Below are 23,705 nucleotides of genomic sequence, written 5' to 3'. Positions count from 1 at the left end.
CATCGGAGCACGGCCTCGAAGAGGACAACGCTGCTGAAAGCTACGGAAGGCTCTCACTGCGCGGGGGGCTGCAGCGCCTTCTCGACCGCCTCGCCCACGGCGACATCATCCGGGCGCAGGGGCGGCAGGTCCGGGGCGGCATCAGGGATCGGGTTTGCATCGAGATCGGCGATCAGCGCCCGCATCTCAGCGATCTCCTGCATCTGCGCCTTGATGATGCCATCCGCCAGTTCGCGCACGCGGGGATCGCGGATATGCGCGCGCGAACTGGTCAGAACGGCGATGGAATGGTGCGGGATCATCGCTTCCATGTAGGACACATCTCCCACGGTCGCCTGGCTGCGCACGAACCATAGCGATCCCGCCGCTACGATCACCGCGGCCGCAATGATGCCCCAGTTGCGCCCTTTCTTGTCATACATCGCCCACATGAAGCCCATCATGATGACGGCCATGACCCCGCCCATCAGCAGCGCCATCCAGGCGCGCGTCTGGCTCCAGGCGACGTGGTCAAGCTCGTAGGTGTTGAGATACATCAGCCCGTACATGACCACGGTCGAGGTCAGGATCATCAGGCCGAAACGGGCATAGGACATTAGGACTCTCCGGTTGCGGCAGGGGTCAACCGGCCCGTTCAAGGCAAGGTTCCCGGCAGCCGGTCGGCGGCAGTTTCCGCAAGGCAAGGCTCAGGCCCTGCGCACAGGTAGATCGAAGCGCGGACAACGCTTCCGAACCCTCAAGAGGCAGGAACTCCTGAGACACCTGTGCCTCGATGAAGAGCGCGCGCAATCCCTCCAACGCAACCGGGTCGTGCCGCTTCCCACAGGAGGCCAGCGCATAGAGCGCCCGGGCCGTCTCAGGATTGTGTTGCGCGTCGGCGATGGCGTCGTGGACGACCTTCCAGGCTTCTTGCCAGCCTTTGCCCGACTTGCGCCGCAGGATGCGCATGAGGCGATCAAGGGTAAGCTCAGCACCCGGTCCGGGCAGGAACAGTTCAGCCTGTGCGCCCAATGGCCTGATTGCTTCGGTCTCGATCAACTCAATGGCATTGGCCGCCACCTCCAGCATCTGCAGCTGCGCGGGTAAGCCCAGAGCTTCGAAAGGCTGCCACGTCAGTCGCCCGGCACGCAGCGGCTGGCCGAAGTGGTTCCAGACCGCCCGGAGGCTGCGGGACCCTGCGCCGCACCGGGAGATGGGTGTGTTGAGTTCTTCCAGCAGGCTGCGCAGCAGACGAAACCACAAGTCCGCGGGAACGCGCTGGCGCGGCAATCGAACATGACCGGTCGTCAGCGCCTCCCAACTGCGCTGATCCATGCTCCGGATCGCCGCACTGGCCGGACGCGGTGAAGTATCGTTGCTTTTCCAATTAACGAATGTGCCAGGGAGGCCCCAGCAGGCTTCCAGCCAGCAGCCGTGCCGGGGGCAGCTCAGCATCAGCGGCACCATCCACATCAGCCACATGGGCCGATCTGCCCGCTCGTCCATGCAGTGTGGGCAGGCGCGGCTGATCGGCCGATCGGGGCGCCATGCCCGCCATCCGGCAACGGACCTCGTTGCGCGGCTGCGATCTTGCAGCAGGATCGTCAGCCTGAAGGCGTAGTCCTCCAAGGCGTCGGGGTCCGCCCCTTCCAGGCTGTCGAACAGGTCTGGTGCCCATCCGGCAAGGCTCATCCGGTGCAGCCGCTTCAGGTCTACTCCACTGCGCCTGGACAAGAGCCTCAGCAGCCCTGGCGCGGGATTCACGTCCAGGTCGTCGTGCAGGCCTTGACCGAGATCGTGCTTCAGCAGTTCGCGCGCGTCGATGTCATAGCAGCCGGCAACCCGGCGCAGCCAGGAGGACAGGGCCTCTCCTCCTGTGGCTCCGGGTGCAGCGGCCAGCGCGATGCAGATTTCACCTCAACTCCCGCTCGAACTGCCGCCGCCGCTCACCGGGACCCGCATAATCGGCCATGCCAAGCGTACGGGCATTGATGGCCTCTTCGCCGCTTTCCACGGCGGCGATAGCCGCCGCCATCAGCAGCCGCGCCAGCTCGCCGATCGTGCCCTCGCTCCGGGCGAGCAGATAACGCGCCATGTCGGGTGTGGCGATCGGCGATTGCTGCCGGAGCGGAAGCGATGCGGCAAAGCTTGCCAGCAACGAGCAGCAGGCGTCATCGGGTTCCCACAGCGGCAGCGTCATAGGCTCGAAGCGGTTTTCCAGCTGATCGTCCAGGCGGATGGCGAGATAGGCCTCGCGCGTGCCGACGCCCACCAGGGGAATGCGCAGTTCGTTGCCGAGGAAACGCAGCAGGTTCAGGCATTCCCGCCGCGCGGGACCGTTGCCGGCCAGGATGTTGTGCAACTCGTCGATCACCAGCATGCGCACGCCCACCCTGCGCAGGAGCTTCAGCGCCAGTTGCTCGACTTCCGCCAGTCGCCGGCGCGGGTGCAGCGGCGCGCCCATGGCTGCAAGCAGCGCCATGTAGAGCCGCAGCACCGATGGCTCCGACGGCATCTGCACGGCCAGAACCGGAATGTATTCCTGATCCGCTGCGGACTCCGGCGGGTGCGTGCGCCGGAACTTCTCGACGATCATCGACTTGCCGTTGTTGGTCGGCCCGATCAGAAGCAGGTTGGGCATGCGCTGCTTTGTTGGCCACGCCTGCAGTGCCTCCAGCTTTTGCAATGCATCCACTGCGCGCGGGTAGCCGATCCAGCGATCGGCGCGGATATGCCGGATGCGCTCCTCTGCCGGCAAGCGGGCCAGCCTTTGCGCGGCCGGCAGCAGGTGGGACAGGTCGTTCGAAGGAGAGGCGTCCACGGCTACCACTCCTCGATCTCATCGAAAGGCGATGCTGGTGGCAGTTTGCCTGCGGGCCGGTGGTATCCACGCTTGGCGGGACAAGCGCGGCGGGCGGTGGCTTTGCCGTGAGATGCCGGCGGCGGTCGGCCTCGCGGCGGGTTTTGCGCGTGGCCTTCCGAGCCGTGGCGACGATATCGCGCATCTGCCCGATCATGCGAAACAGCGATGCCTCGTCCACCTTCTCGTGCCCCAGCTCGCGCAGCCGTGCCAATGCCCGCCGCTGCTCCCAGAGCGTGACAGCCGGGTGCGCCAAGGTGCGGTAGGGCACCTCCAGGTAATACTTGCCTTCGGGCTCCAGCACCCACACGCGGCTGACATCGCGCGGATCGCGCCGGATCAGGAAGGCGGACAGGTGGTCGCGCCGGGCGATCCAGGGCTTGAGCGCGTCGGCGTAGTAGCGGATGTGGTCGATGACAAAGCCGGTTCGGGTCAAGGTTCGCCGGATCACCGGCAGAAAGTCGATCAGGAACGCGGCCGCATGCGTGACGACCGTTGGCGGCCCGCCCTGAGCCACGGCCTCTGCCCAGCGGGCGGCTGGTGGCTGCAACAGGCTGCCGTGCACGGTGCCATGGTACGTGCCCACGGCCAGGGCAAGCCAGCGCTCAAGCTCCCGCAGCGTCAGGACCGCCGTTCTCTCCGGGTCGGTATCGCCGCGCTGCTCCGGATTGGAGAAGGTGGTTCCCGGCAGCTCATCGTGAACCATCCGCATGGCCGTGCCGATGACGCGCTCCACGATGCCGCCATAGTGCGGCTGTCCCGGCGGGCGGTAATCCAGTCCGATGCCGTGCTGTTCGCAGCCCCGGCGCAGGGCCTCGCTCCGGAACTCGGGTGCATTGTCAAGATAGAGCTGTCGGGGCTTGCCGCCCATCGGCCAGTCCATATCCAAGCCGAGGTCTTCCAGCCAAGGTCGCTTGTCGCAGGCCGCATGTGCCAGGCAGAGGCCCACCGACAAGGCGGATGGCGCCTCCAGTGTGACGACCAGGCCAATCACGCATCGCGTGAAGGTGTCGATGGCAACGGTCAGATACGGACGGCCGATCGGCTGACGATCACGCTCGTCCACGACGATCAGGTCCACGACCGTGTGGTCGATCTGGACCTGCTCCAGAGGAGCCGTGATTGGCGGCGGCACTCCGCCCGCGCCCGTCAGAGTGCGTTCTGCATCCTTGCCCATCCGGCGCCGGGCTGTCGTGACCGGATCGAGGCGCGAGACCCGCAGGGCCACGGTGTTGCGCACCGGCGCCTGCAGCCCCTGCGCCGTGCACTCCTTTACGACCTTGCGATGAACGGCCGCCAGACTGGGCTTCTGCTTGCCAAGAAAGTGCTTTTGCAGCAGGTCACGAATGACCCGTTCCACCGGCTCCGGCAGGCGCGCTTTGCCTTTCCCTCCGCTGGACTGTCGGGGCGCCAGATCCGTCACGAGACCACCACCCTGCCGCGCACGGCGGATCAGAACGTAGATCTGCCGCCGCGACAGACCCAAAGCTCGGGCCGCCTCATCTGCAGCTTGATGACCAACCATATCATGCTGGGCCAATGGCCCGATGACGTCCGCTCTGCGCCGCGCCTCCTCCCACCTTTCGTTCGACAGCGTGGCGACGCCTTGCTCGGTGATCTGCGCGGTCTCCCCTGCCATGCCCAAGCCCTGCCTCGTGCACACGAATGCTGAGCATACACGATTTTCGTGTCGGTGAGTGCTGACATTCAGCTGTCAGAAGGCAGCTGCACACAGGGCGGAATGCCTGTCGCAGTGGTGCAGGCGTCTCCTGAAAATTACACTTCCAAAAACGGCCGTTTTCGAGCAATCGAACCGGCTTGACGAACAGATACGATTCCATGATTCTGGAACTATGGAATCATCATCAGCCCTCACGGCCTTCGCCGCCCTCTCGCAGGACATGCGCCTGCAGGCGCTTCGCCACCTCGTGGCCGCCGAACCTGACGGCCTGACCGCCGGCGAGATTGCCGCCGCCCTCGATGCGCGCCCCAACACCCTCTCGACGAACCTTGGCGTGCTCAGCCAGGCCAACCTTGTGCACTCGCAGCGCGAGGGGCGGCAGATCCGCTATTTCGCGCGGCTCGACACGATCGGGGCGCTGATCGGATTCCTCACCGATGACTGCTGCGGGGGAAACCCGGCGGTCTGCGGCCCCCTTACCCGGTCCCCGGAGCCGACCATGCACGATGCCCCCTTCAACGTCCTGTTCCTCTGCACTGGCAATTCGGCCCGATCGCTGATCGCCGAAGCGGTGCTGAATGCCGACCCCTCGGGACGGTTCCGCGCCTTTTCCGCCGGGTCGCAGCCGGCGGGCATCCCGAACCCGCGAACGATTCAGCTGCTGGACCGGCTTGGCCATGACACCTCGCAGCTGCGGTCGAAATCATGGGACGAATTCGCGGCGCCCGATGCGCCTCGGATGGATTTCGTCTTCACGGTCTGCGACGCGGCGGCGGCCGAACCCTGCCCCTACTGGCCCGGCCAGCCGATGAGTGCGCATTGGGGCGTTCCCGATCCTGCGGCGGCGACCGGCTCCGAGGCGGAGATCGCCGCCGCCTTCAACGCCGCCCACCGCACGCTGGCGACACGGATCGGCCTGTTCACCGCATTGCCGATCGGCTCGCTCGAACGCATGTCGCTCAAGCGCAAGCTGGACCAGATCGGCGAGGCCCGGCCATGAGCGACGCCGCCATGGACCGGCCCGCTCCGTTGGGGCGCTTTGAACGCTGGCTCACCCTCTGGATCGCGCTGGCGATCATTCTGGGCATCATCATCGGCTCGATCGCCCCCGGCCTTGTCGGCTCGATCGCCGCGGCCGAGGTCGCCGGCATCAACCTCGTGGTGGCGGCCCTGATCTGGGCGATGGTCTACCCGATGATGATCGGCGTCGATTTCGGCGCGGTCGCCAACGTCGCCCGCCAGCCCAGGGGACTGCTGGTCACGCTGGCGGTCAACTGGCTGATCAAGCCCTTCACCATGGCCGCGCTGGCCGTCCTGTTCTTCGAGCACGTGTTCGCCCCCTGGATCGCGCCCGAGGACGCCGCGCAATACATCGCCGGGCTGATCCTGCTGGGCGCCGCGCCTTGCACGGCGATGGTGTTCGTCTGGTCGCAGCTGACGCGGGGGGACGAGACCTACACGCTGGTCCAGGTCTCGGTGAACGATCTCGTCATGGTGGTGGCCTTTGCCCCCATCGTCGCATTGCTGCTGGGCGTCACCGACATCGCCGTGCCGTGGCGGACGCTGGTGCTGGCGACCGTGCTTTACATCGTGCTGCCACTGATTGCCGGCCTGATCACCCGCCGCGCCCTGGGCTCCGAGGCCGCCGTTGACGCCTTCATCGCGCGGGCCAAGCCCTGGTCGATCATCGGTCTGGTCGCGACGGTGGTCATCCTCTTCGCCCTCCAGGGCAACGTCATCCTCGACCGGCCTCTGGTCATCGCGATGATCGCCGTCCCGATCCTAGTCCAGAGCTATGGCATCTTCGCGCTGGCCTACGCCGCGGCCTTCGCGCTCAAGGTGCCGCACCGGATCGCCGCGCCCTGCGCGCTGATCGGCACCTCGAACTTCTTCGAACTCGCCGTCGCCGTGGCGATCAGCCTGTTCGGGCTCAACTCGGGCGCGGCGCTGGCGACCGTGGTCGGGGTGCTGGTTGAGGTGCCGGTGATGCTGACCCTGGTGGCGTTCGCCAACCGCACCCGAGAACGCTTTGCTGGGTGACGAGCCAGCCAGGATGAGTGGAAGTTTTGGCAGTCTCCCATAGGGTCGTTTTTGACGCTTCGTATCCCATCGGGTTTATACTTCCATCGGCAGTCAGATACCGTTGCGGGATTGGTGGTTACCTGTCACAACTGTCAGAGAAAACGTAGGCGGAGGATTATGCCATGGACGACGGCCGGGTTTGGGCGTTTGAGTAAAGCCTCTGGCGGGCTTCAGAAGAGCGGTATGACAGTCGTGTCGACGATAACTGCGTTTTAGCCATACTCCTTGGGTGTTTGCTGGGCCGGCAGCCATCGAGGCAGTTAAGCATACGCCCGACTGGGACGAGGTCAGCTTTTCGGACCAGCAGGTGATGCGGCCAGAGGAAGGCATGATCGTGGTCGGCTATCGCGTCAGGGCGGCAAAGGGCGAACGGCGGTTCACGGCCGCCTGCACATCGGTGTACCGCCGCCGGGCTCACGATGACTGGACGGTCGTCCAGCATGCCCAGGTCGCGCTCGACGACGAGACTTGATCAGCACATCCCATCGGAGATGACGTCGATCTGCCTCTTCCGCCGCGATATGCGGCTGACCGATAACCCCGCGCTGGCGGCAGCGGCGGCCAACGGACCGGTCTGCGCTGCCTTCTGGGTCGATGCGGTGCTCCGTGCCCAAGGTGCTGCCTCCCGGTGGCGGGTTGGGGAGGCATTGAAGGCCCTGGATGTCGATCTGCGCCGCCAGGGTGGCGCCATGACCGTCGTTGAAGGTGATGAAGCTGCAGTATTGGCCTTGGCGTCGGCGATCGACGCGCGCGAGGTTCATGTCTGTGACTGGCCAGCGCCGGCGCGCCTTGAGGCCGATCGTCTTCTGGCTCGAACCCTTGAGGCCTCCGGCCTCCGGCTGGTCGTGCACCATGCCCATACGCTGCTACCTCCCGGCGCCGTGCAGACCCGGCAGGGCAAAGGCTTCCGGGTCTTCACGCCATTCTCAAGGGCCGCCCGGACGGTCGGTGCCGCACCTCCGCGTCCTGCACCGTCGGGGGTGTGCTGGATTGTTCCGGCAGGACTTCCCCCGGGGTTCGCGGCCACGATCCCGGACCTTGCCCCGGATATGGATCGCGGGGCCGATGTCGTGAACGCGCACAGCCCGCCGGCAGGCGAAGCGGCAGCAACGACTCGGTTGGCTCAGTTCATCAGCCGGTCTGCGGACTACGTGGCTGGACGTGATAGGCTGGACAAGCAGATGGCAGGCTCCGGGCTCTCCGATGCCTTGGCGGTAGGAGAAATCTCTCCGCGGACCGTTTGGGCCGCCGCGCAGGATATCGCCTGCGACCCCGAACATGCGCCTGCGGCCGAAAAGTTCATGAGTGAACTGCTGTGGCGCGACTTCGCCTGGTCGCTTCTGATCGAGGCGCCTTGGATGGAGAGCAAGACATGGAACCCGCGCTTCGTAGGTTTTCCGTGGCGCGAGGTACGGGAGGACCTGACTGCCTGGCAGCGGGGTCAGACCGGCGAGCCTCTCGTCGATGCCGGTATGCGCGAGTTGTTTGTTACCGGGCGGATGCACAATCGCGCTCGCATGGCGGCGGCGAGCTATCTGACCAAGCACTTGCTGATCGACTGGCGCGCGGGGCTTGACTGGTTCGCTGACACGTTGATGGACTGGGATCCCGCGTCGAATGCAACGAACTGGCAGTGGGTGGCAGGCTCGGGGCCGGATGCCTCTCCGTTCTTCCGGATATTCAACCCGGCGACCCAAGCCGAGAAGTTCGATCCTGACGGGGTCTATCGTCGACGCTGGCTCTATGGCTGGCAGGGCAGCAAGTCGGACGGCGCGCGCGCGTTCTTCGACGCGGCTCCCCGGTCTTGGGGGCTGGACCCATCACGCGGCTACGACCTGCGTCCGATCATCGGGTTGGCGGAAGGGCGCCTTCGCGCTCTCGCGGCATTCGAGCAGGTTTGATCGCAGCGAAGTCCGGCGTCTTCAGCCAGCCCATTTGCAGTGCTGCGGCCTAGTTGCCCTGACCTCGTCGCTCTCTGACCATTTTCAATTCGAAGACCCTAGAGACGACCCTGCCCGTTCCATGGCCGCAAAGGCGCGGCTCAATGCCCGCCAGGAGCGCGAGCAGGAGAAGCGTTTTCTTCTTCTCAGATGAGCACGGATCATGATGCGTCCATCCAATATTGACAGGCATAATTTGGCGTCCCCCCGCCTCTGGCGCGTCGGGGCCCGTCTCTAGTCCTGCCCGCTGCGCGGCCGTGATCCAAGCCAAGCGGGGCGATGCGGGCGGATGCGGCGTGGGGTGATCCGTCTCGTCCCGAGCCAGCTCCGCAAAAAATGCGGGTTCAGAGAAACCCACCGGAAGGGTGGTGGGGCAGGGGTGCCGCCGTACAGCCGCACCCCCTTGGCGTCAGAGCGATCCGGCGCCCTGCATGGCGGCCTTGGTCAGACGCTCGGCGATCTCGAACATCTCTTCTGGGGCATAGTCCGGGGTAAACGCGCAAGGCTCGCCGGTCAGGTCGTGGATCTTGCCGCCCTCGGGCAGGCCATCCACCACGACCAGCTCGCCCGGCGGGTCGGTCGGCAGGGCGTGCTCGCCTTCCCAGATGCCGCGCATCGCCTGATAGTCACCGGGCGAGAAGGTATACAGCCGCCGGTGCGAGCCCTCGACCAGGTACTTCTGGCACTCGGGGATCTTGTCCAGCGGGATGTTCGGCGTCGGCAGCATCTGTTCGATTGCCACCCCGGTCAGCTTCTTGAGCGCCAGCGCATAGGCGTGGGCGTGGACCGACCCGCGCACCAGCAGATAGCCGCAGACCTCGCGGCCGGTGGCGTTGTCCTGGGTCAGCGATTCATAGACCCGCAGCTTGTGCAGGCGTGCGCCGCATTCCAGGTGGAAGTTGTGCAGAAGGTCGAACACGACGTTCCCCGTGGTCGTCACCATGTCGACGTTCCACGACATCGAGTTCGAGTTCACCGGCACCGCGCCCCCGGCATGGGAAAAGAACGAGGCCGCCGACCGGATGTCCTTCATCGCGGCGAACGGGGCGTCCGACACGTCGCCTCCGTCCGCTTCGTCCGCGCCGGGCTTGTCCGGCCCGTTGGCCAGCATCGCGATCCCGTGGGACACCAGCTCGACGTGACCCAGTTCCTCGGCGGTGATGGCGGCCACGAGGTTGTAGAAGGGCTTCAGCTTGGACTTCGAGCGGAAGTTGAAGCTCTGGAACATGTAGTTCCCGAGGGTGGACATCTCGCCGTACTTGCCGCCCAGCAGCTCCTGTAGGGCCGCGGCGGCGTTGGGGTCGGCCCGCAAGGGCCGGGGCAGTTCGGTCTGCAGTTGGTCGACGCGCATGAACATGGTGCAATATCCCTGATCTGGTTTCGGCCTGCGGCGGCCGTCGGGTGGCTGGGCGGATCGGCAGCGACCGCTCAGCCGTCGTTCGTGGACCGAGTGCGGGCGATCGCCGCCTGCCCGGGGGCGGGTCGCGGCCCAAGCCGGTCTCGCCCGTTTCGCCTGCATCCCCAGGGGGCGGGCAGGATCCCGGACCCGTGGATCGGCGTGATCACATGGGGCTGTGAAACGGTGCTGCGGATCTGGGCGGGGCCCGGCGAAAATACCCGTGCGGTCCCACCTGAAACGCGCGCGGGCCGCTTTGGCTGCCTCCGGACGGCAACTTTCGGACTGATGTTGGTTAAGTGCGCCGCGCCAGTCCTGCGGCGCTGAACCGGCATCGCCGGTCAGCTCCGCAGGATCGAGCCGCCGGGGGCATCGGGGCGCTGCCGTCGAACGTCGGGCCGGGCGCGGCTGCCGCTGGTGGCGCGGCAGATGGAAAGCTACGTGATGTACCGCGTCGAGTGCGGGCTGCGCTCGTCCGCCGTGCTGGGGTTCATCGGGCTGCCGACGCTGGGGTTCCAGCTGGCTGGGGCGCGAGGCGGCGTTGCTGCCGCTGCGTCCCGACGCGCCGCGCGGCGCGGTGCTGTGGCTTTGGGAACTGGCCCCGCGCCTGTCCGGCCGCTTCGTGGCGCTGTGCCTTTACCGGTGGGAGATCATCCTACGCGAGACGGCGGTCAGAGGCCGGGCCGGTCCTTGGCCCCCGTTGCCCCCGATGCCCCCGATGCACGGTCCTCGAACACCCGCTCGCAGCCTGCGGCAGCGAGCGCATCGAGCTGGCGGTCCATGATCTGACCAGCCTCTGATGTCGAGATACGGGCGTAGCCGACGAGAGCCATCGTCCGCCCCCTTTACTGCATCCTGATGTGCGACAAACATATGACCGCAATCTGTTATCGGAAACAGATTACTGCGATTTTATCGTAAGACGGACGGGCGCTCGGGGGCCCGCGCGCCCGTCGGCCGGACGGATTTGCGACAAACAGGCGTTTGTCGCAGGCTGGTCGTGTGATCTGCACATGTTGTGGCGGGTGCGCTGGCCGGGTCGAGCTTGCGCGGCCGCCTCGTAGAGTAGGAGCGTAGGAGCTTATCCCCGTGCCGCGAGATGCGCCCCTGCCTTAAGGGCTCCGCTCGCCTTTGGCCCTGTTGCGGTTTGCATACCGTCGCTTGGGCGCACTGCGCTCTGCAGACGGCGTTTAGGTTTCTCGGCCGTGTCCGGGGAACAGGTCGCTACTGCAGACCTCCCGCGCCGCTGCACGGGTGGTCGCGTGCAGGGGATGAGCTACTGCAGAGCAGCTTCGTGGCGCTTGTCAGTGTACGCCACGAGCGGGGCCGCCGCGCCTAGCGCTTCGGCACTAGCGCCAGGCCGCCGACACCCGAGGCGAAGATCACGGCAAGGCCCAGCAGGGTCAGCGGTTCCGGCCAGTCGCCGAAGACGAAGAACCCGATCACGGTGGCGGCGATCAACTGGAAATAGATGAGGGGCGCCGAGACCGTCGCCGGCGTCGTCCGGTTCACGACCACCAGCAGATAGTTGCCGAAGGCAGAGGCAAGCGAACTGACGATCACAAGCACCCAGACCCGCAGGTCGGTGCTTGCCGGAATGCTGGCAAGGCCCGCAGGCAGCAGCAGCACCGCCCCGATCAGCAGTTGCGAGCCGAGCAGGAAGGGCGGCGGATAGAAGGCGGTCAGCCAGCGCGTCGCGGCAAGATACGAGCCGTATAGCGTGCCGGCCAGCACCGCGAAAAGCATGCCGGTCCCCATCTCGCCGCCGGGCCGGACGACCAGCAGCACGCCGGCAAATCCCAGCGCCAGCATCACCGTGCGCGCCCAGGACACGCGCTCGCCCAGCAGCAGGGCCGACAGCACATAGGCCACGATCGGGCCGATGAAGAAGGCGCCAAAGACATTCGCGATGGGCTCGGTCCGAAGCGCGGTCAGGATCGAGGCGATGGCGCCGACGATCAGGGCCGCCCGCAGGATCAGCCGCCAGTCCAGCAGGCGCCCCAGGCCGGCCGGCCCCAGGCCCAGCATCCAGAACAGCAGCAGGGCCGCCAGCGCGAAGCGCGACCAGGCCACGAACAGCGGCTGCACCCCCGCCCCCGTCAGCAGCTTGCCGGCCGTGTCGCCGCAGACGATCGCCGTGGTGGCAAGGGCGACAAGGCCAAGAACCGTCAGGGGCGCAGGGCTCTGCATCAGCATTTCCTTCAGTCCGCATCGGCGCGCTATCCGGCAGCGCGCAAGGCCGGATCTGAACCCCCCGCGTCCCCGGCTGATGCAAGCCTGCCAAGTCCCGCAGACGCAGGGCGGGGCGGCAGGCCCACGGGCAGCGACCTAAGTTTGCAGGCAGGTTCAGAACATTGCCCAGCCAGATACCGGGAAGAAAGGAAATGATGAACCCTGCGCATCGGGACACGGCCATGAAGACGTGACATGCCGGGCCGCGCCCCGCCCGGTCCGGTCCGCCGGTCGCGGCCGGATGGCAGCGGCGACGGTATCCGGGAAGACAGCAGGCGTTGATGTAGAGGGGCAGGACAGGCCGGAGCCGCCGACAAGGGGGCAACAGGCCGGTCATAGGTGCCCTTGGGGGGCGAGCCCTCGGTCAGCCCGGTGTTGGCCTCCTACGCGATCACGATCCGTCCCGCCCTCACGCAAAGCTGCAGCACCTGCCACAGTTCAGCAGTTAGCCGGGGCGGACGACCGCCTTGGCCTCGCATCCACCGGGGCGGTATCCATGCGGAAGCGCTCGGTGTCCTGCGGCCGGGTCCGGACGTGGCGCGGCCCCACGGTTGCGCGAAGCGCGTCAAGGAAGGCCGGACGGGTTCGACAGGCGCGGGGTCCGCCTTGAGGTCAGTCGGGGATCGCTGGGTCATGTTCGTGAGCTCCAGTCGGATCGGCGATGACGGGGCAGCCCGGACGCGGGATGGTCCGGGATGCGCATGACGGGCGGGACCGGCCTCAGCCGCCGATCATGAGGATATGCAGAAATCCGGGGCCGTGCGCCCCCCGGACATAGCTGCCCTCGATGTCGGTGGTGCCGCTGGGGCCGGTGATGAGGATGGCGTTGCGGGGCTGGGGCTGTCCCGCCATGCGCGCCGCATAGTCTTCGAGATGCGGCAGCAGGCTGCGTTCCTCGAGCACGACGATGTGGTGCAGCGGCAGGAAGGACAGCAGGATCGGCGCATCCGCCCCGGAGTGGATGACCAGCGACCCGGTCTCGGCGATGCCCCAGAGGGCAAGCCCCAAGGCGGCCGCCTGGTCAGGCGCGACGGTGTCGCGGGTGTCTATGCCCGTCCAGTCCAGAGCGGCAAGCGCCGGGGCCGGCTGCAGCGCCAGCGCCGGCGGCAGGCCATGTGTGTCCAGATAGCGTTTGACGGCCAAGGGGATCGCCGCCCTGTCGGGCAGATGGTCGAAACTCGTCCCGAGGGCCGAGGCTTTCCGCACAAACTCCGCCGCCAGCACCGCTTCGACAGGCCGGGGGCGGACGCTTTCGGGCGCATCCAGCAGGGCGGCGGCCTCGGCGGCGATGGCCTCGGCGGGTGGAAGGGGCGCCGGGCGGGCGGCGCGGATGGCGGCAAGGATGCGGTCGCGCGCGCTCATTTCCGCGCCTCCCGCCCCGACTGCCCGGCCCGCCCGGCCTGTCCGGCGCGATACTGTTCCATGAAGGTGCGGCCCGGGGGGCGCGGCAGGTCGCGGTAGGCGGTCCAGCCGCCGACCAGGGGCAGGCTGCCGATCCAGCCGCGCCGCCCGAACAGCCGCAGCGCCCGCACGCCGATGCGGCTGCCCAGGCGGTAAAGCCACGGCCGCCGCGCCGCCATGGCCCAGAGGCCAAGGGCCGCGCGGACGGACCGGGGCTCCAGCCGCTCGCGCCAACTGCGCATGCGCCAGGCCCGCAGCAGCGTGGGCAGGGGGATCTCGACCGGGCAGACCTCGGCGCAGCGGCCGTTCATGGTGCAGGCATGGGGCAGGTCGCGGGATTGCGCGAGCCCGTCCAGAACCGGCGTCAGCACCGCGCCCATGGGACCGGGATAGGTCCCGCCATAGGCGTGCCCGCCGATCTGGCGATAGACCACGCAATGGTTCATGCAGGCCCCGCAGCGGATGCAGCGCAGCATGGGACGGAACTCGTCGGCCAGCATCCGCGTGCGGCCGTTGTCCACCAGGACGATGTGCATCTCCTCGGGGCCGTCGGCGTCGCCGGGGCGTTTCGGGCCGCAGTGGAAGGTGGTGTACTGCGTCATCTCGCCACCCGTGGCCGACCGCACCAGCAGCCGCAGCAGCGCGAAGGCGTGGGCGGTGGATGGCACCAGCTTCTCGATCCCCGCCGTCACGATGTGGATGCGGGGCGGCGTGGTGGTCAGCTCGGCGTTGCCCTCGTTGGTGACGGTGCAGGTGGCGCCGGTGTCGGCGACCAGGAAGTTCGCCCCCGAGATGCCGATGTCGGCGCCCAGGAACTTGGCCCGCAGCTCGCGCCGGGCGCTTTGCACCATGGTTGCCGGATCATCGGCGGCGGGCGGGGGATGATGGGCTTCCTTGAACAGGATGGCCACCTGCTCGCGGGTGCGGTGCATGGCTGGCCAGACGATATGCGACGGCCGTTCGCCCGCAAGCTGGATGATGTGCTCGGCCAGGTCCGTCTCGACCCGCTCGATCCCGGCGTCGGCCAGCGCATGCGGCAGGCCGATCTCTTCGCCCAGCATGGATTTCGCGCGGGTGACAAGCTTCGCGTCGGCCTCAAGGCAGATGCGGGTGATGATGGCGCGGGCCTCGGCGTCATCACTGGCCCAGTGGACGGTCGCGCCCGCGGCGGTGGCGTTCCGTTCGAACATCTCGAGATAGTGGTCGAGATGGGCGATGACATGGTCCTTGATGGCGCGGCCCCGTGCGCGGGCGGCCTCAAACTCGGGAAAGGCGGCGACCGCGACGGCGCGCTTGCGCTCGGCGTTGCCGGTGGTCCGGTCGATGGCGATCTTCAGGACCGCGTTCTTCAGTTCGGCGTCGGCGCGTTCCTTGAAGCCTTGCTGCGGGGCGTTCATGCTCAGCCCTCCTCGCCGATGGCGGGGCCGCCCGCGCGGCCGGCCAGAACCTCGATGGTGTGGAAGCAGCGGGTCTTCGCGCCGCGCCGGTGCAGCTTGCCCGCCATGTTCATCAGGCAGCCGAGGTCGCCCGACAGCAGCAGGTCGGCCCCGGTGCGCTCGACCGCCTCGGCCTTTTCGGTGACGATGGCGTTCGAGATGGAGGAATATTTCACGCAGAAGGTGCCGCCGAAGCCGCAGCAGACGTCGTTGCCCTCAAGCCCCCGCATCTCGAGCCCTTCGACCGAGGCGAGAAGCGCGCGCGGCTGCGCGGCGATGCCGAGTTCGCGAAGGCCCGCGCAGCTGTCGTGATAGGTCGCCGTCGCGTCAAGACGGCGGCCCTGGGGGCGGTAGCCCATGACATCTACCAGGAAGCTGGTGATCTCGTGGGTCCGGGCGGCAAAGTCGCGGGCGCGGGCGGCCCATTCCGGGTCGCCCGCCAGCAGTTCGGGATAGGCGTGCACCATCGTCCCGGCGCAGGACCCCGAGGGCAGCACGACATAGTCATGGCCCTCGAAGGCGGCGATGGTCCGGCGCGCAAGGTCCGCCGCGTCCTTGTCATCGCCGCTGTTCAACGCCGGCTGGCCGCAGCAGGTCTGGGCCTGCGGCACCTCGACCCGGCAGCCCGCTTCCTCCAGCAGCTGGATGGCCGCAAAGCCGATCCCGGGCCGGATGGCATCGACAAGGCAGGTGACGAACAGGCCGACGCGGGGACTGGGCTTTGCGGACATTTTACCTACCTCAGCTTCGCACGGCGACGGGGTTGGACGCGCGCCCCCGGTTCCGCGACATGAACAGCAGCACGGCCGCCGCCCAGACCGCCGCCGCGATCCACCACATGTTGAATCCCCCGGCCAGCAGCGCAAGCCCGATGAACCCGCCCTGGACGATGTAGTAGGTCATCGGGATCAGGGTCATGCGGATGATCTCGCCCTCGCGGTTGACGAGGCCCACCGTGGCCGAGGCGGCGACCACGTTGTGCACGCAGATCATGTTGCCCGCGGCCCCCCCGATGGCCTGCAGCGCCACCACGGTGCCCGCGCCCGCCGCGCCCAGGCCGATCTGCTCGGCGGTCGAGAACTGGAACAGCGAGAACATCATGTTGCTGATCGTGTTCGACCCGGCGACAAAGGCGCCCATCGCCCCGATCAGCGGCGCGAACATGGGCCATGCCTGACCCACCGCCGCCGACACGCCCTCGGCCAGGACGATCGGCATGCTGGGCAGGCTGTCCGAGGCCGAGTTGATGAACACCTGCACCATCGGCACCGCCAGCAGCAGCGCGGGCGCGGCGGCGATCATGGTCGAACCCGAGGACCGCAGCGCCCGGCCATAGTCCCGCCCGCTCATCCCGTGCAGGAAGAAGGCGAAAATCGACGCAAGGATCAGCACCGTGCCGGGCAGATACAGAACCTGCACCCGCGCGTTGATGCCCGAGGCGAACAGGTTGTCCAGCGCCACCGTCACTTCGGGCGAAGTGAGCCATGCCTTGACCGGTCCGACCGCGCGGGTCAGCACCAAGAGCACCACGACCAGCAGATAGGGCGCCCATGCCTTCAGCAGCGGCATCACCGGACGGCTGGCGTGGTGATCCTCAAGGTCGTCCAGCTTGCCAACCCAGGCGTCGTCCCATTGGGTGCGGGGCGGGAAGTCGAAGACCTCCTTCGGCATCAGGAAGCCCGCCCGCGCCGCCGGAACGACGATCAGCAGGCCGATGATGCCGCCCAGAAGCGACGGGAACTCCGGCCCCAGGATGTTGGCGATGATCCAGTAGGGGATGGTGAAGGCGAGGCCCGCGAACAGCGCGAATTTCCAGATGCGGAAGCCTTCGATGAACGAGCGGTTGGATCCGAAGAAGCGCGTCAGCATCCCGACCAGCATCAGCGGGATCAGGAAGCCCACGAGGCCGTGGATGGTGGCGACCTTGACGGCGATCTCCAGCAGATAGTCGCTGTAGGCCATCGGCGCGATGGTCGACTCGACGATCTCCTGGCCGCCGAGGCCGGTGTTGACGCCGACGAGGATCGGCGTGCCGACCGCGCCGAAGGACACCGGCGTGCTTTGAATGATCAGCGTCACGAGAACCGCGGCCATGGCGGGAAAGCCGATCGCGACCAGCAGGGGCGCGGCGATGGCGGCGGGAGTGCCGAAACCCGACGCGCCCTCGATCAGCGAGCCGAACAGCCAGGCGATGATGATGGCCTGCACGCGCCGGTCGGGCGAGATGCTGGTGAAGCCGCTGCGGATGGACCGGATGCCGCCGCTTTCCTCAAGCGTGAACAGCAGCAGGATCGCGCCGAAGATGATGTAGAGAAGGCTGATCGCGGTGATGGCCCCGTTGGCGGTGGCCCCCAGAACCTTGTTCAGGTCGGTGCCCCAAACCAGAAGGGCCGTTGCCGCCGTAACTAGGTACGCCACGAACATCGAAAGCTTGGCCGAGCGTTCCAGCACCACCAGCAACAGGAACACTGTCGCGATCGGCAGCAGGGCCAGGATGAATATCAGGAAACCAGTCATCTTTCCTCCTCGGATCACGGGGACAGCCCCGCCGTCTTGTTGCTCCAGTGGTCCCCGGCGCGACCTCCCCGTGCCGGGCTTTCAGAAAACCGGGATACGGGCGCGCCCGGCTCAGTGCCGCTTCTTCGGCGGGATCAGGTCGGTGATCGTGCCCTCGAACATCTCGGCGGCGAAGTTGACCGTCTCGCTCAGCGTCGGGTGGGGGTGGATGGTATGGCCCAGGTCCACCGCGTCGGCGCCCATCTCGATCGCCAGCGCCACCTCGGCGATCAGGTCGCCCGCGTTCGGCCCGACGATGCACGCGCCGATCACCCGATCGTCGGCCTCGTCGAAGATGACCTTGGTGATGCCTTCCGACCGGCCCAAGGACAGCGACCGCCCCGAGGCGGCCCAGGGGAACACCCCCTTGCCGATCTTGCGGCCCTCGGCCTTGGCCTGCGCCTCGGTGACGCCGACCCAGGCGACCTCGGGGTCGGTGTAGGCGACCGAGGGGATCACGCGGGCGTCGAAATGGCGGTTTTGCCCCGCCGCGACCTCGGCCGCGACCTTGCCCTCGTGCACCGCCTTGTGCGCCAGCATCGGCTGACCCACGACGTCGCCGATGGCGAAGATGTGCGGCACGTTGGTGCGCTGCTGGCTGTCCACGGCGATGAAGCCGCGCTCGTCGACTGCGACGCCCGCCGCCTCGGCCCCGATCAGCTTGCCGTTAGGGCGACGCCCGACCGCGACCAGAAGGCGGTCGAACGTGTCGGTCGTGGTCGCGCCCTTCTCGTCCTCGAAGGTGACGGTCAGGCCATCGTCGCCCGCCTTCACGTCCGTGACCCTGGTCTTCAGCAGGATCTTTTCATACCGTCCCTCGCTGCGTTTGTGCAGGGGCTTGACGATGTCCTTGTCGGCGCCGGGGATGATCTGGTCCATCAGCTCGACCACCGTGATGCGGGTGCCGAGCGCGTCATAGACGCAGGCCATCTCCAGCCCGATGATGCCGCCGCCCAGCACCAGCATCCGTTCGGGGATGCCGTCCAGTTCCAGCGCGCCGGTGGAATCAATCACGCGGGGGTCGTCATGCGGGATGAAGGGCAGCGTCACGGGTTCCGACCCGGCGGCGATGATGCACTGGTCGAAGCTGACCGATGTTTTCGCCCCGTCCCGTTCGACCTCGATCATGTTCGGGCCGGTGAAGCGGCCGCTGCCCGTCACCACCTGCACCTTGCGGCCCTTGGCCAGCCCGGACAGGCCGCCGGTCAGTTGCTTGACAACCGAGTCCTTCCAGCCGCGCAGCTTGTCGAGGTCCACCACGGGCGTGTCGAAGGCGATGCCGTGGCCGGCCATCTCTTCGGCCTCGGTGATGACCTTGGCGGCGTGCAGCAGCGCCTTTGAGGGAATGCAGCCGACGTTGAGACAGACGCCACCGAGGGTCGGGTTACGCTCGATCAGCACGACCTTCTTGCCGAGATCTGCGGCCCGGAAGGCGGCGGTGTAGCCGCCGGGACCCGAGCCGAGCACCACGACCTCGGCATGGATGTCGCCGCGCGCGGAGGCGGGGACTGCCGCCGGGGCGGGCTGCGGCCCGGCCGGGGCGTCAGTCGGACCGCCGCGTCCGCCATAGCCGCTGTCGGTGTTGCGCGGCTCGACCTCGCCCGTGGCGGCGCCCGCAGCCTCCTCCAACCTCAGGATCAGCGCGCCTTCCGACACCCTGTCGCCCGGCTTAACCGCAATTGCCGCGATCCGGCCGGCGGCGGGAGAGGGCACCTCCATCGTCGCCTTGTCGGACTCAAGCTCGATCAGCGGTTGTTCCTCGGCCACCTCATCGCCCACGGCCACGAGGATGCTGATGACCGGCACGTCCTTGAAATCGCCAATATCGGGAACCTTGACTTCCATGGCGTCGCCCTCCCTTACAGCATGATCCGGCGCACATCGCCGAGCAGGTGCCGCAGCGTCGCGGCGAAGCGGGCGGCCAGCGCCCCGTCCACCGCGCGATGGTCGTAGCTCAGCGACATCGGCAGCATGTTGCGCGCCACGAACTGCGCGCCGTCCCAGACGGGGGCCATCCGCGACCGGGTCAGGCCCAGGATCGCGACCTCGGGCGCGTTGACGATCGGCGTGAAGGACGTGCCGCCGATGCCCCCCAGGGACGAGATGGTGAAGGTCGCGCCCTGCATGTCCTGCGACTTCAGCTCGCCCGCGCGGGCCTTGGCGCTCAGCTCTCCCAGTTCCCTGGAGATCTCGATGATCCCCTTACGGTCGGCGTCCTTGATGACCGGCACGACCAGGCCGTTTGGCGTGTCGGCGGCAAAGCCGATGTTGTAGTAGGACTTGCGGATCAGCTTGTCGCCGTCGGGATGGATCGACGAGTTGAACTCCCAGTGTTTCCGCAGGGCCGAGACGCTAGCCTTGATGACGAAGGACAAAAGCGTGACGCGGTATCCGTCCTTCTTCGCCTCGTCGTCCAGCTCCTTGCGGTAGCGGTCGATCTCGGTGATGTCGGCGTCCTCGTTGTGGGTGACGTGGGGGACGTTCAGCCAGGACCGGTGCAGCGCGGGGCCGGACAGCTTCTTGATGCGCGGCATCTCGACGTCCTCGACGGGGCCGAACTTCGAGAAGTCCACCACCGGGATCGGCGGGATGCCCATGCCGCCCTGCGTGGGGGCCGCCGCCACGGGGGCGGCGCTGGCCTTCAGCGCGGCGGCCACGTCCTCGCGCAGGATGCGGCCCTTGCGGCCGCTGCCGTTGATCCTGCCGAGGTCGACCCCCAACTGGCGGGCGAAGGCGCGCACCGAGGGCGAGGCATGGGCCTTGCCGAAACCGCTGTCGGTGATGGCGCCCCCCGCCGGGGCGGGCCGGTCCGGGATGTTCTGCTTGGGCGCGTCCTGCGCCGGGGCGTCAGCGGCCGTCACTCCTTCGGCCTCGACGGTCAGGATCAGCGCGCCTTCGGACACCCTGTCGCCCACGTTGACCGAAATCGCGGCGATCCGGCCTGCGACGGGGCTTGGCACCTCCATCGTCGCCTTGTCGGATTCGAGCTCGATCAGCGGGTCCTCGACGGCGATGCTGTCGCCGACATTCACGAGGATGCCGATGACCGGGACATCCTTGAAGTCGCCGATGTCGGGAACGTTCACTTCGATTGCCATGTGGTTCCTCCTCGTTCCCGATCAGACCAGCCGGGGGTTGGGCTTGCCGCCGTCGATGTCGTATCTGCTCAGTGCGTGCCGCAGCGTGGCCTCGTCGATCGCGCCCTCGCGGAACAGATCGACCATCGCCGCCGCCGCGATGTGGTTGGCGTCCACCTCGAAGAAGCGGCGCAGGTTCACGCGGCTGTCCGAGCGGCCAAAGCCGTCCGTCCCCAGCACCGTGTAGCGGCCCGGCACGAAGGCGCGGATCTGTTCGGCATAGTTCTTCATGTAGTCGGTGGCGGCGATGAAGGGGCCCTTCGCCCCTGACAGCGCCTGCGTGACATAGGGCACGCGCGGCGCCTTAAGCGGGTTGAGCCGGTTCCACCGCGCCGCGTCCTGGCCGTCGCGGGCCAGTTCGTTGAAGCTGGTGGCCGACCAGATGTCGGCAGTGACGCCGAAATCGGCTTCCAGCATGTCGGCGGCCTTGATCGCCTGCACCAGGATGGTGCCCGAGCCCATCAGGTTCACGTGCCGCTCTGCCGGCTGGGCGGCCTCGCGGAAGCGGTAGAGGCCGCGGATGATGCCGTCCTCGACGCCGTCGGGCATGTCGGGGTGGCTGTAGTTCTCGTTCATCAGGGTCAGGTAGAAATACACATCCTCCTGATCCTGGAACATCCGCGTGAGCCCGTGATGGACGATGACCGCCACCTCGTGCTGGAAGGTCGGGTCGTAGCTGATGCAGTTGGGGATGGTGCCGGCCAGGATGTGGCTGTGGCCGTCCTCGTGCTGCAGCCCCTCGCCGTTCAGGGTCGTGCGGCCCGCCGTGCCCCCCAGCATGAAGCCGCGGGCGCGGCTGTCGCCAGCGGCCCAGGCAAGATCGCCCACCCGCTGGAAGCCGAACATCGAATAGTAGATGAAGAAGGGGATCATCGGCACGCCGTGGTTGGAATAGGACGTGGCCGCCGCGATCCAGTCGGCCATGGCGCCGGCCTCGTTGATGCCTTCCTGCAGCACCTGTCCGTCCACCGACTCCCGGTAATAGGACATCTGCTCACGGTCCTCGGGCGTGTAGAGCTGCCCTTCGGGGTTGTAGATCCCGATCGAGCGGAACAGCCCCTCCATCCCGAAGGTGCGGCTTTCGTCCGGCACGATCGGCACGACATGCTTGCCCAGGTTCTTGTCGCGGATCAGCGTGGTCAGTATCCGCACGAACGCCATGGTGGTCGAGATCTCGCGCTCGCCTGTGCCGGTCAGCTGCGCCTGGAACGCCTCCAACGGGGGGATCTCCAGCTTCGGCGCCTGCGAGTTGCGCTTGGGGAAGTCCCCGCCAAGGGCCTTGCGGCGGTCGGCCAGATAGGCCTTCTGCGCGGTGTTCAGCGCGACGAACGGCGCCTTGGGCAGATCCTCGTCCGAGACCGGGATCCTGAAGCGGTCGCGGAAGGCGCGCAACTGCTCCTCGGCCATCTTCTTCTGCTGGTGGGTGATGTTCTGGCCCTCGCCAGCCGAACCCATGCCATAGCCCTTGATGGTCTTGATCAGCAGGCAGGTCGGCTGGTTCTTCGTCTCGATGGCCTTGCGGAAGGCGGTGTAGACCTTTTCGGGGTCGTGGCCGCCGCGGCTCAGCGCCCAGATCTGGTCGTCGGTCCAGTCCTCGACCAGCGCCGCGGTTTCGGGATACTTGCCGAAGAAATGCTTGCGGATGTAGGCGCCGTCCTTCGACTTGAAGGTCTGGTAGTCGCCATCCACGGTCTCGTCCATCAGTTGCCGCAGACGGCCGGTGGTGTCCCTCTCCAGCAGCTGGTCCCAGCCCTTGCCCCAGAGCAGCTTGATGACGTTCCAGCCCGCGCCCCGGAAATCGCCCTCCAGCTCCTGCACGATCTTGCCATTGCCGCGGACCGGCCCGTCCAGCCGCTGCAGGTTGCAGTTGATGACGAAGATCAGGTTGTCCAGCTTCTCGCGCGAGGCCAGATCGATGGCGCCGCGGCTTTCGGGCTCGTCCATCTCGCCGTCGCCGAGAAAGCACCAGACCTTGCGGTCGGCCATGTCGATCAGGCCCCGGTTGTGCATGTATTTCATGAACCGCGCCTGGTAGATCGCCATCAGCGGCCCGAGGCCCATCGAGACGGTCGGGAACTGCCAGTAGTCCGGCATCAGCCAGGGATGCGGATAGGACGAAAGCCCGCCCCCGCCCACCTCGGAGCGGAAGTTCAGCAACTGCTCCTCGGTGATCCGGCCTTCCATGAAGGACCGCGCGTAGATGCCGGGGATCACATGGCCCTGGAAGAACACCAGGTCGCCCCCGTGAATCTCCGACTGCGCGCGCCAGAAGTGGTTGAGGCCCACGTCATACATCACCGCCGACGAGGCGTAGGAGGCGATGTGCCCGCCGTATTCGCTGGATTCCTTGTTGCGTCGCACGACGGTCGCCATGGCGTTCCAGCGGTTGATGGTGCGGATGCGCCATTCCATCTCCAGATCGCCGGGGAACTCGTGCTGGTCGTCCACCGGGATCGTGTTCTGATAGGGCGTCGTAGCCGAGAATGGCAGGTTGGCGCCGGCCGCGCGGGCCTGCTGCACTGCCTTGTCCAGCAGGAAATGCGCGCGGTTCGCGCCGTCGCGCTCGATCACGTCGGCGATCGCGTCCTGCCATTCCTGCGATTCGATGGGGTCGATGTCAGAAGCCTGATCTTTCATCATGTTTCCCTTGGCTGAAGCACTATCGGAGGTATGCGAAGGTTGGCGTGGACGGGGACAAGGCGCGCCTTGCAGCGCGCGCAGCGGCGGCCGATCCCTGAAGGGCGCCCTTGGGTATGGGGCTTGGGTATGGGACGGCCAGACCGATGATGGTTCCGGCCATTCCGCGCCGTCCTTTTACCGAAACATGGTCTTGACCTGCACAGAGACTTTCCGTGCGCAGAACGACTTCCGGATGGTCCGTCCCGTTGATCCGCGCCTCGCCCACCGGGGATCATGGCGACGACGCGATCGGTCAGGCCCCGTCGGGCAGGCGGTGCGGTCCGGGGCCGCGTGCAGCCAGCCTCGAGGCTTGCGCAGGCCCGGCC

The 23,705-nt window shown here is 67.2% G+C and carries 17 protein-coding genes and 1 pseudogene; 4 read left to right on the top strand and 14 right to left on the bottom strand.

Features of this window, described 5'->3' with window-relative positions:
- Positions 1-53 precede the first annotated feature (53 nt).
- The 4 genes and pseudogenes from BLW17_RS16665 to BLW17_RS19000 form a co-directional block, all read right to left on the bottom strand.
- Positions 54-596 (bottom strand): DUF305 domain-containing protein, encoded by a 543-nt coding sequence (locus BLW17_RS16665; protein WP_051578254.1) that lies wholly within the window; start codon positions 594-596, stop codon positions 54-56.
- 25 nt (positions 597-621) lie between these two features.
- Positions 622-1,842 carry a TniQ family protein gene (locus BLW17_RS16660; protein WP_080623348.1) on the bottom strand — a complete coding sequence of 407 codons (1,221 nt, stop codon included), beginning with the start codon at positions 1,840-1,842 and terminating at the stop codon, positions 622-624.
- Between the two features lie 49 nt (positions 1,843-1,891).
- Positions 1,892-2,809, bottom strand: coding sequence for a TniB family NTP-binding protein (locus tag BLW17_RS16655; protein WP_420818688.1), 918 nt, complete (start codon positions 2,807-2,809; stop codon positions 1,892-1,894).
- A 367-nt stretch (positions 2,810-3,176) separates the two neighbouring features.
- A pseudogene (locus BLW17_RS19000) lies at positions 3,177-3,545 on the bottom strand (Mu transposase C-terminal domain-containing protein); the annotation flags it as partial.
- Between the two features lie 991 nt (positions 3,546-4,536).
- Between BLW17_RS19000 and BLW17_RS16645 the strand changes: the two are divergent.
- The 4 genes from BLW17_RS16645 to BLW17_RS16630 all read left to right on the top strand — a co-directional run bounded on the left by BLW17_RS16645 (position 4,537) and on the right by BLW17_RS16630 (position 8,503).
- Positions 4,537-5,520: an arsenate reductase/protein-tyrosine-phosphatase family protein gene (locus tag BLW17_RS16645; RefSeq protein WP_244507347.1), complete on the top strand. Its 984-nt coding sequence runs from the start codon at positions 4,537-4,539 to the stop codon at positions 5,518-5,520.
- Entirely contained in the window at positions 5,517-6,560 is a 1,044-nt protein-coding gene (gene arsB / locus BLW17_RS16640; protein ID WP_036734703.1) for an ACR3 family arsenite efflux transporter, read from the top strand. The genes BLW17_RS16645 and arsB overlap by 4 nt, the downstream gene beginning before the upstream one ends.
- Positions 6,561-6,930: 370 nt before the next feature.
- Positions 6,931-7,074: a hypothetical protein gene (locus BLW17_RS18385; RefSeq protein WP_197055290.1), complete on the top strand. Its 144-nt coding sequence runs from the start codon at positions 6,931-6,933 to the stop codon at positions 7,072-7,074.
- Positions 7,075-7,093: 19 nt separating this feature from the next.
- Complete coding sequence (locus BLW17_RS16630; protein WP_081969176.1) at positions 7,094-8,503, top strand: cryptochrome/photolyase family protein; 1,410 nt, start codon at positions 7,094-7,096, stop codon at positions 8,501-8,503.
- 448 nt (positions 8,504-8,951) lie between these two features.
- On the opposite strand, the gene BLW17_RS16625 is transcribed toward BLW17_RS16630, so the two are convergent.
- From BLW17_RS16625 to aceE, 10 genes are all read right to left on the bottom strand, one after another.
- Positions 8,952-9,893 (bottom strand): manganese catalase family protein, encoded by a 942-nt coding sequence (locus BLW17_RS16625; protein WP_211656947.1) that lies wholly within the window; start codon positions 9,891-9,893, stop codon positions 8,952-8,954.
- Between the two features lie 716 nt (positions 9,894-10,609).
- Positions 10,610-10,771, bottom strand: a complete 162-nt coding sequence (locus tag BLW17_RS16620; RefSeq protein WP_081969177.1) for a recombinase family protein — start codon at positions 10,769-10,771, stop codon at positions 10,610-10,612.
- 502 nt (positions 10,772-11,273) lie between these two features.
- On the bottom strand, positions 11,274-12,128 hold the full coding sequence (locus BLW17_RS16615; RefSeq protein ID WP_036734722.1) for a DMT family transporter: 855 nt from the start codon (positions 12,126-12,128) through the stop codon (positions 11,274-11,276).
- A 762-nt stretch (positions 12,129-12,890) separates the two neighbouring features.
- Complete coding sequence (locus tag BLW17_RS16610; RefSeq protein ID WP_074827067.1) at positions 12,891-13,532, bottom strand: LutC/YkgG family protein; 642 nt, start codon at positions 13,530-13,532, stop codon at positions 12,891-12,893.
- Positions 13,529-14,968 carry a lactate utilization protein B gene (locus tag BLW17_RS16605; protein WP_074827064.1) on the bottom strand — a complete coding sequence of 480 codons (1,440 nt, stop codon included), beginning with the start codon at positions 14,966-14,968 and terminating at the stop codon, positions 13,529-13,531. The genes BLW17_RS16610 and BLW17_RS16605 overlap by 4 nt, the downstream gene beginning before the upstream one ends.
- 2 nt (positions 14,969-14,970) lie before the next feature.
- Complete coding sequence (locus BLW17_RS16600; RefSeq protein WP_036733434.1) at positions 14,971-15,738, bottom strand: (Fe-S)-binding protein; 768 nt, start codon at positions 15,736-15,738, stop codon at positions 14,971-14,973.
- Between the two features lie 10 nt (positions 15,739-15,748).
- On the bottom strand, positions 15,749-17,524 hold the full coding sequence (locus BLW17_RS16595; protein ID WP_036733437.1) for an L-lactate permease: 1,776 nt from the start codon (positions 17,522-17,524) through the stop codon (positions 15,749-15,751).
- A 111-nt stretch (positions 17,525-17,635) separates the two neighbouring features.
- Entirely contained in the window at positions 17,636-19,408 is a 1,773-nt protein-coding gene (gene lpdA / locus BLW17_RS16590) for a dihydrolipoyl dehydrogenase (protein ID WP_036733440.1), read from the bottom strand.
- Between the two features lie 14 nt (positions 19,409-19,422).
- Positions 19,423-20,661: a 2-oxo acid dehydrogenase subunit E2 gene (locus BLW17_RS16585; protein WP_036733444.1), complete on the bottom strand. Its 1,239-nt coding sequence runs from the start codon at positions 20,659-20,661 to the stop codon at positions 19,423-19,425.
- A gap of 21 nt (positions 20,662-20,682) precedes the next feature.
- Positions 20,683-23,337, bottom strand: a complete 2,655-nt coding sequence (gene aceE, locus BLW17_RS16580; protein WP_036733448.1) for a pyruvate dehydrogenase (acetyl-transferring), homodimeric type — start codon at positions 23,335-23,337, stop codon at positions 20,683-20,685.
- Positions 23,338-23,705: the final 368 nt, after the last annotated feature.

This window comes from Paracoccus sanguinis, from assembly GCF_900106665.1.
Classification (GTDB): domain Bacteria; phylum Pseudomonadota; class Alphaproteobacteria; order Rhodobacterales; family Rhodobacteraceae; genus Paracoccus; species Paracoccus panacisoli.
This window is presented reverse-complemented; position numbering and strand designations above follow the sequence as displayed.

Coding starts and splice junctions, on each gene's coding strand:
- BLW17_RS16665 (WP_051578254.1), bottom strand. CDS start 596: ATGTCCTATGCCCGTTTCGGCCTGATGATCCTGACCTCGACCGTGGTC.
- arsB (WP_036734703.1), top strand. CDS start 5,517: ATGAGCGACGCCGCCATGGACCGGCCCGCTCCGTTGGGGCGCTTTGAA.
- BLW17_RS18385 (WP_197055290.1), top strand. CDS start 6,931: ATGATCGTGGTCGGCTATCGCGTCAGGGCGGCAAAGGGCGAACGGCGG.
- BLW17_RS16630 (WP_081969176.1), top strand. CDS start 7,094: ATGACGTCGATCTGCCTCTTCCGCCGCGATATGCGGCTGACCGATAAC.
- BLW17_RS16625 (WP_211656947.1), bottom strand. CDS start 9,893: ATGCGCGTCGACCAACTGCAGACCGAACTGCCCCGGCCCTTGCGGGCC.
- BLW17_RS16620 (WP_081969177.1), bottom strand. CDS start 10,771: ATGGCTCTCGTCGGCTACGCCCGTATCTCGACATCAGAGGCTGGTCAG.
- BLW17_RS16615 (WP_036734722.1), bottom strand. CDS start 12,128: ATGCAGAGCCCTGCGCCCCTGACGGTTCTTGGCCTTGTCGCCCTTGCC.
- BLW17_RS16610 (WP_074827067.1), bottom strand. CDS start 13,532: ATGAGCGCGCGCGACCGCATCCTTGCCGCCATCCGCGCCGCCCGCCCG.
- BLW17_RS16605 (WP_074827064.1), bottom strand. CDS start 14,968: ATGAACGCCCCGCAGCAAGGCTTCAAGGAACGCGCCGACGCCGAACTG.
- BLW17_RS16600 (WP_036733434.1), bottom strand. CDS start 15,738: ATGTCCGCAAAGCCCAGTCCCCGCGTCGGCCTGTTCGTCACCTGCCTT.
- BLW17_RS16595 (WP_036733437.1), bottom strand. CDS start 17,524: ATGACTGGTTTCCTGATATTCATCCTGGCCCTGCTGCCGATCGCGACA.
- lpdA (WP_036733440.1), bottom strand. CDS start 19,408: ATGGAAGTCAAGGTTCCCGATATTGGCGATTTCAAGGACGTGCCGGTC.
- BLW17_RS16585 (WP_036733444.1), bottom strand. CDS start 20,661: ATGGCAATCGAAGTGAACGTTCCCGACATCGGCGACTTCAAGGATGTC.
- aceE (WP_036733448.1), bottom strand. CDS start 23,337: ATGAAAGATCAGGCTTCTGACATCGACCCCATCGAATCGCAGGAATGG.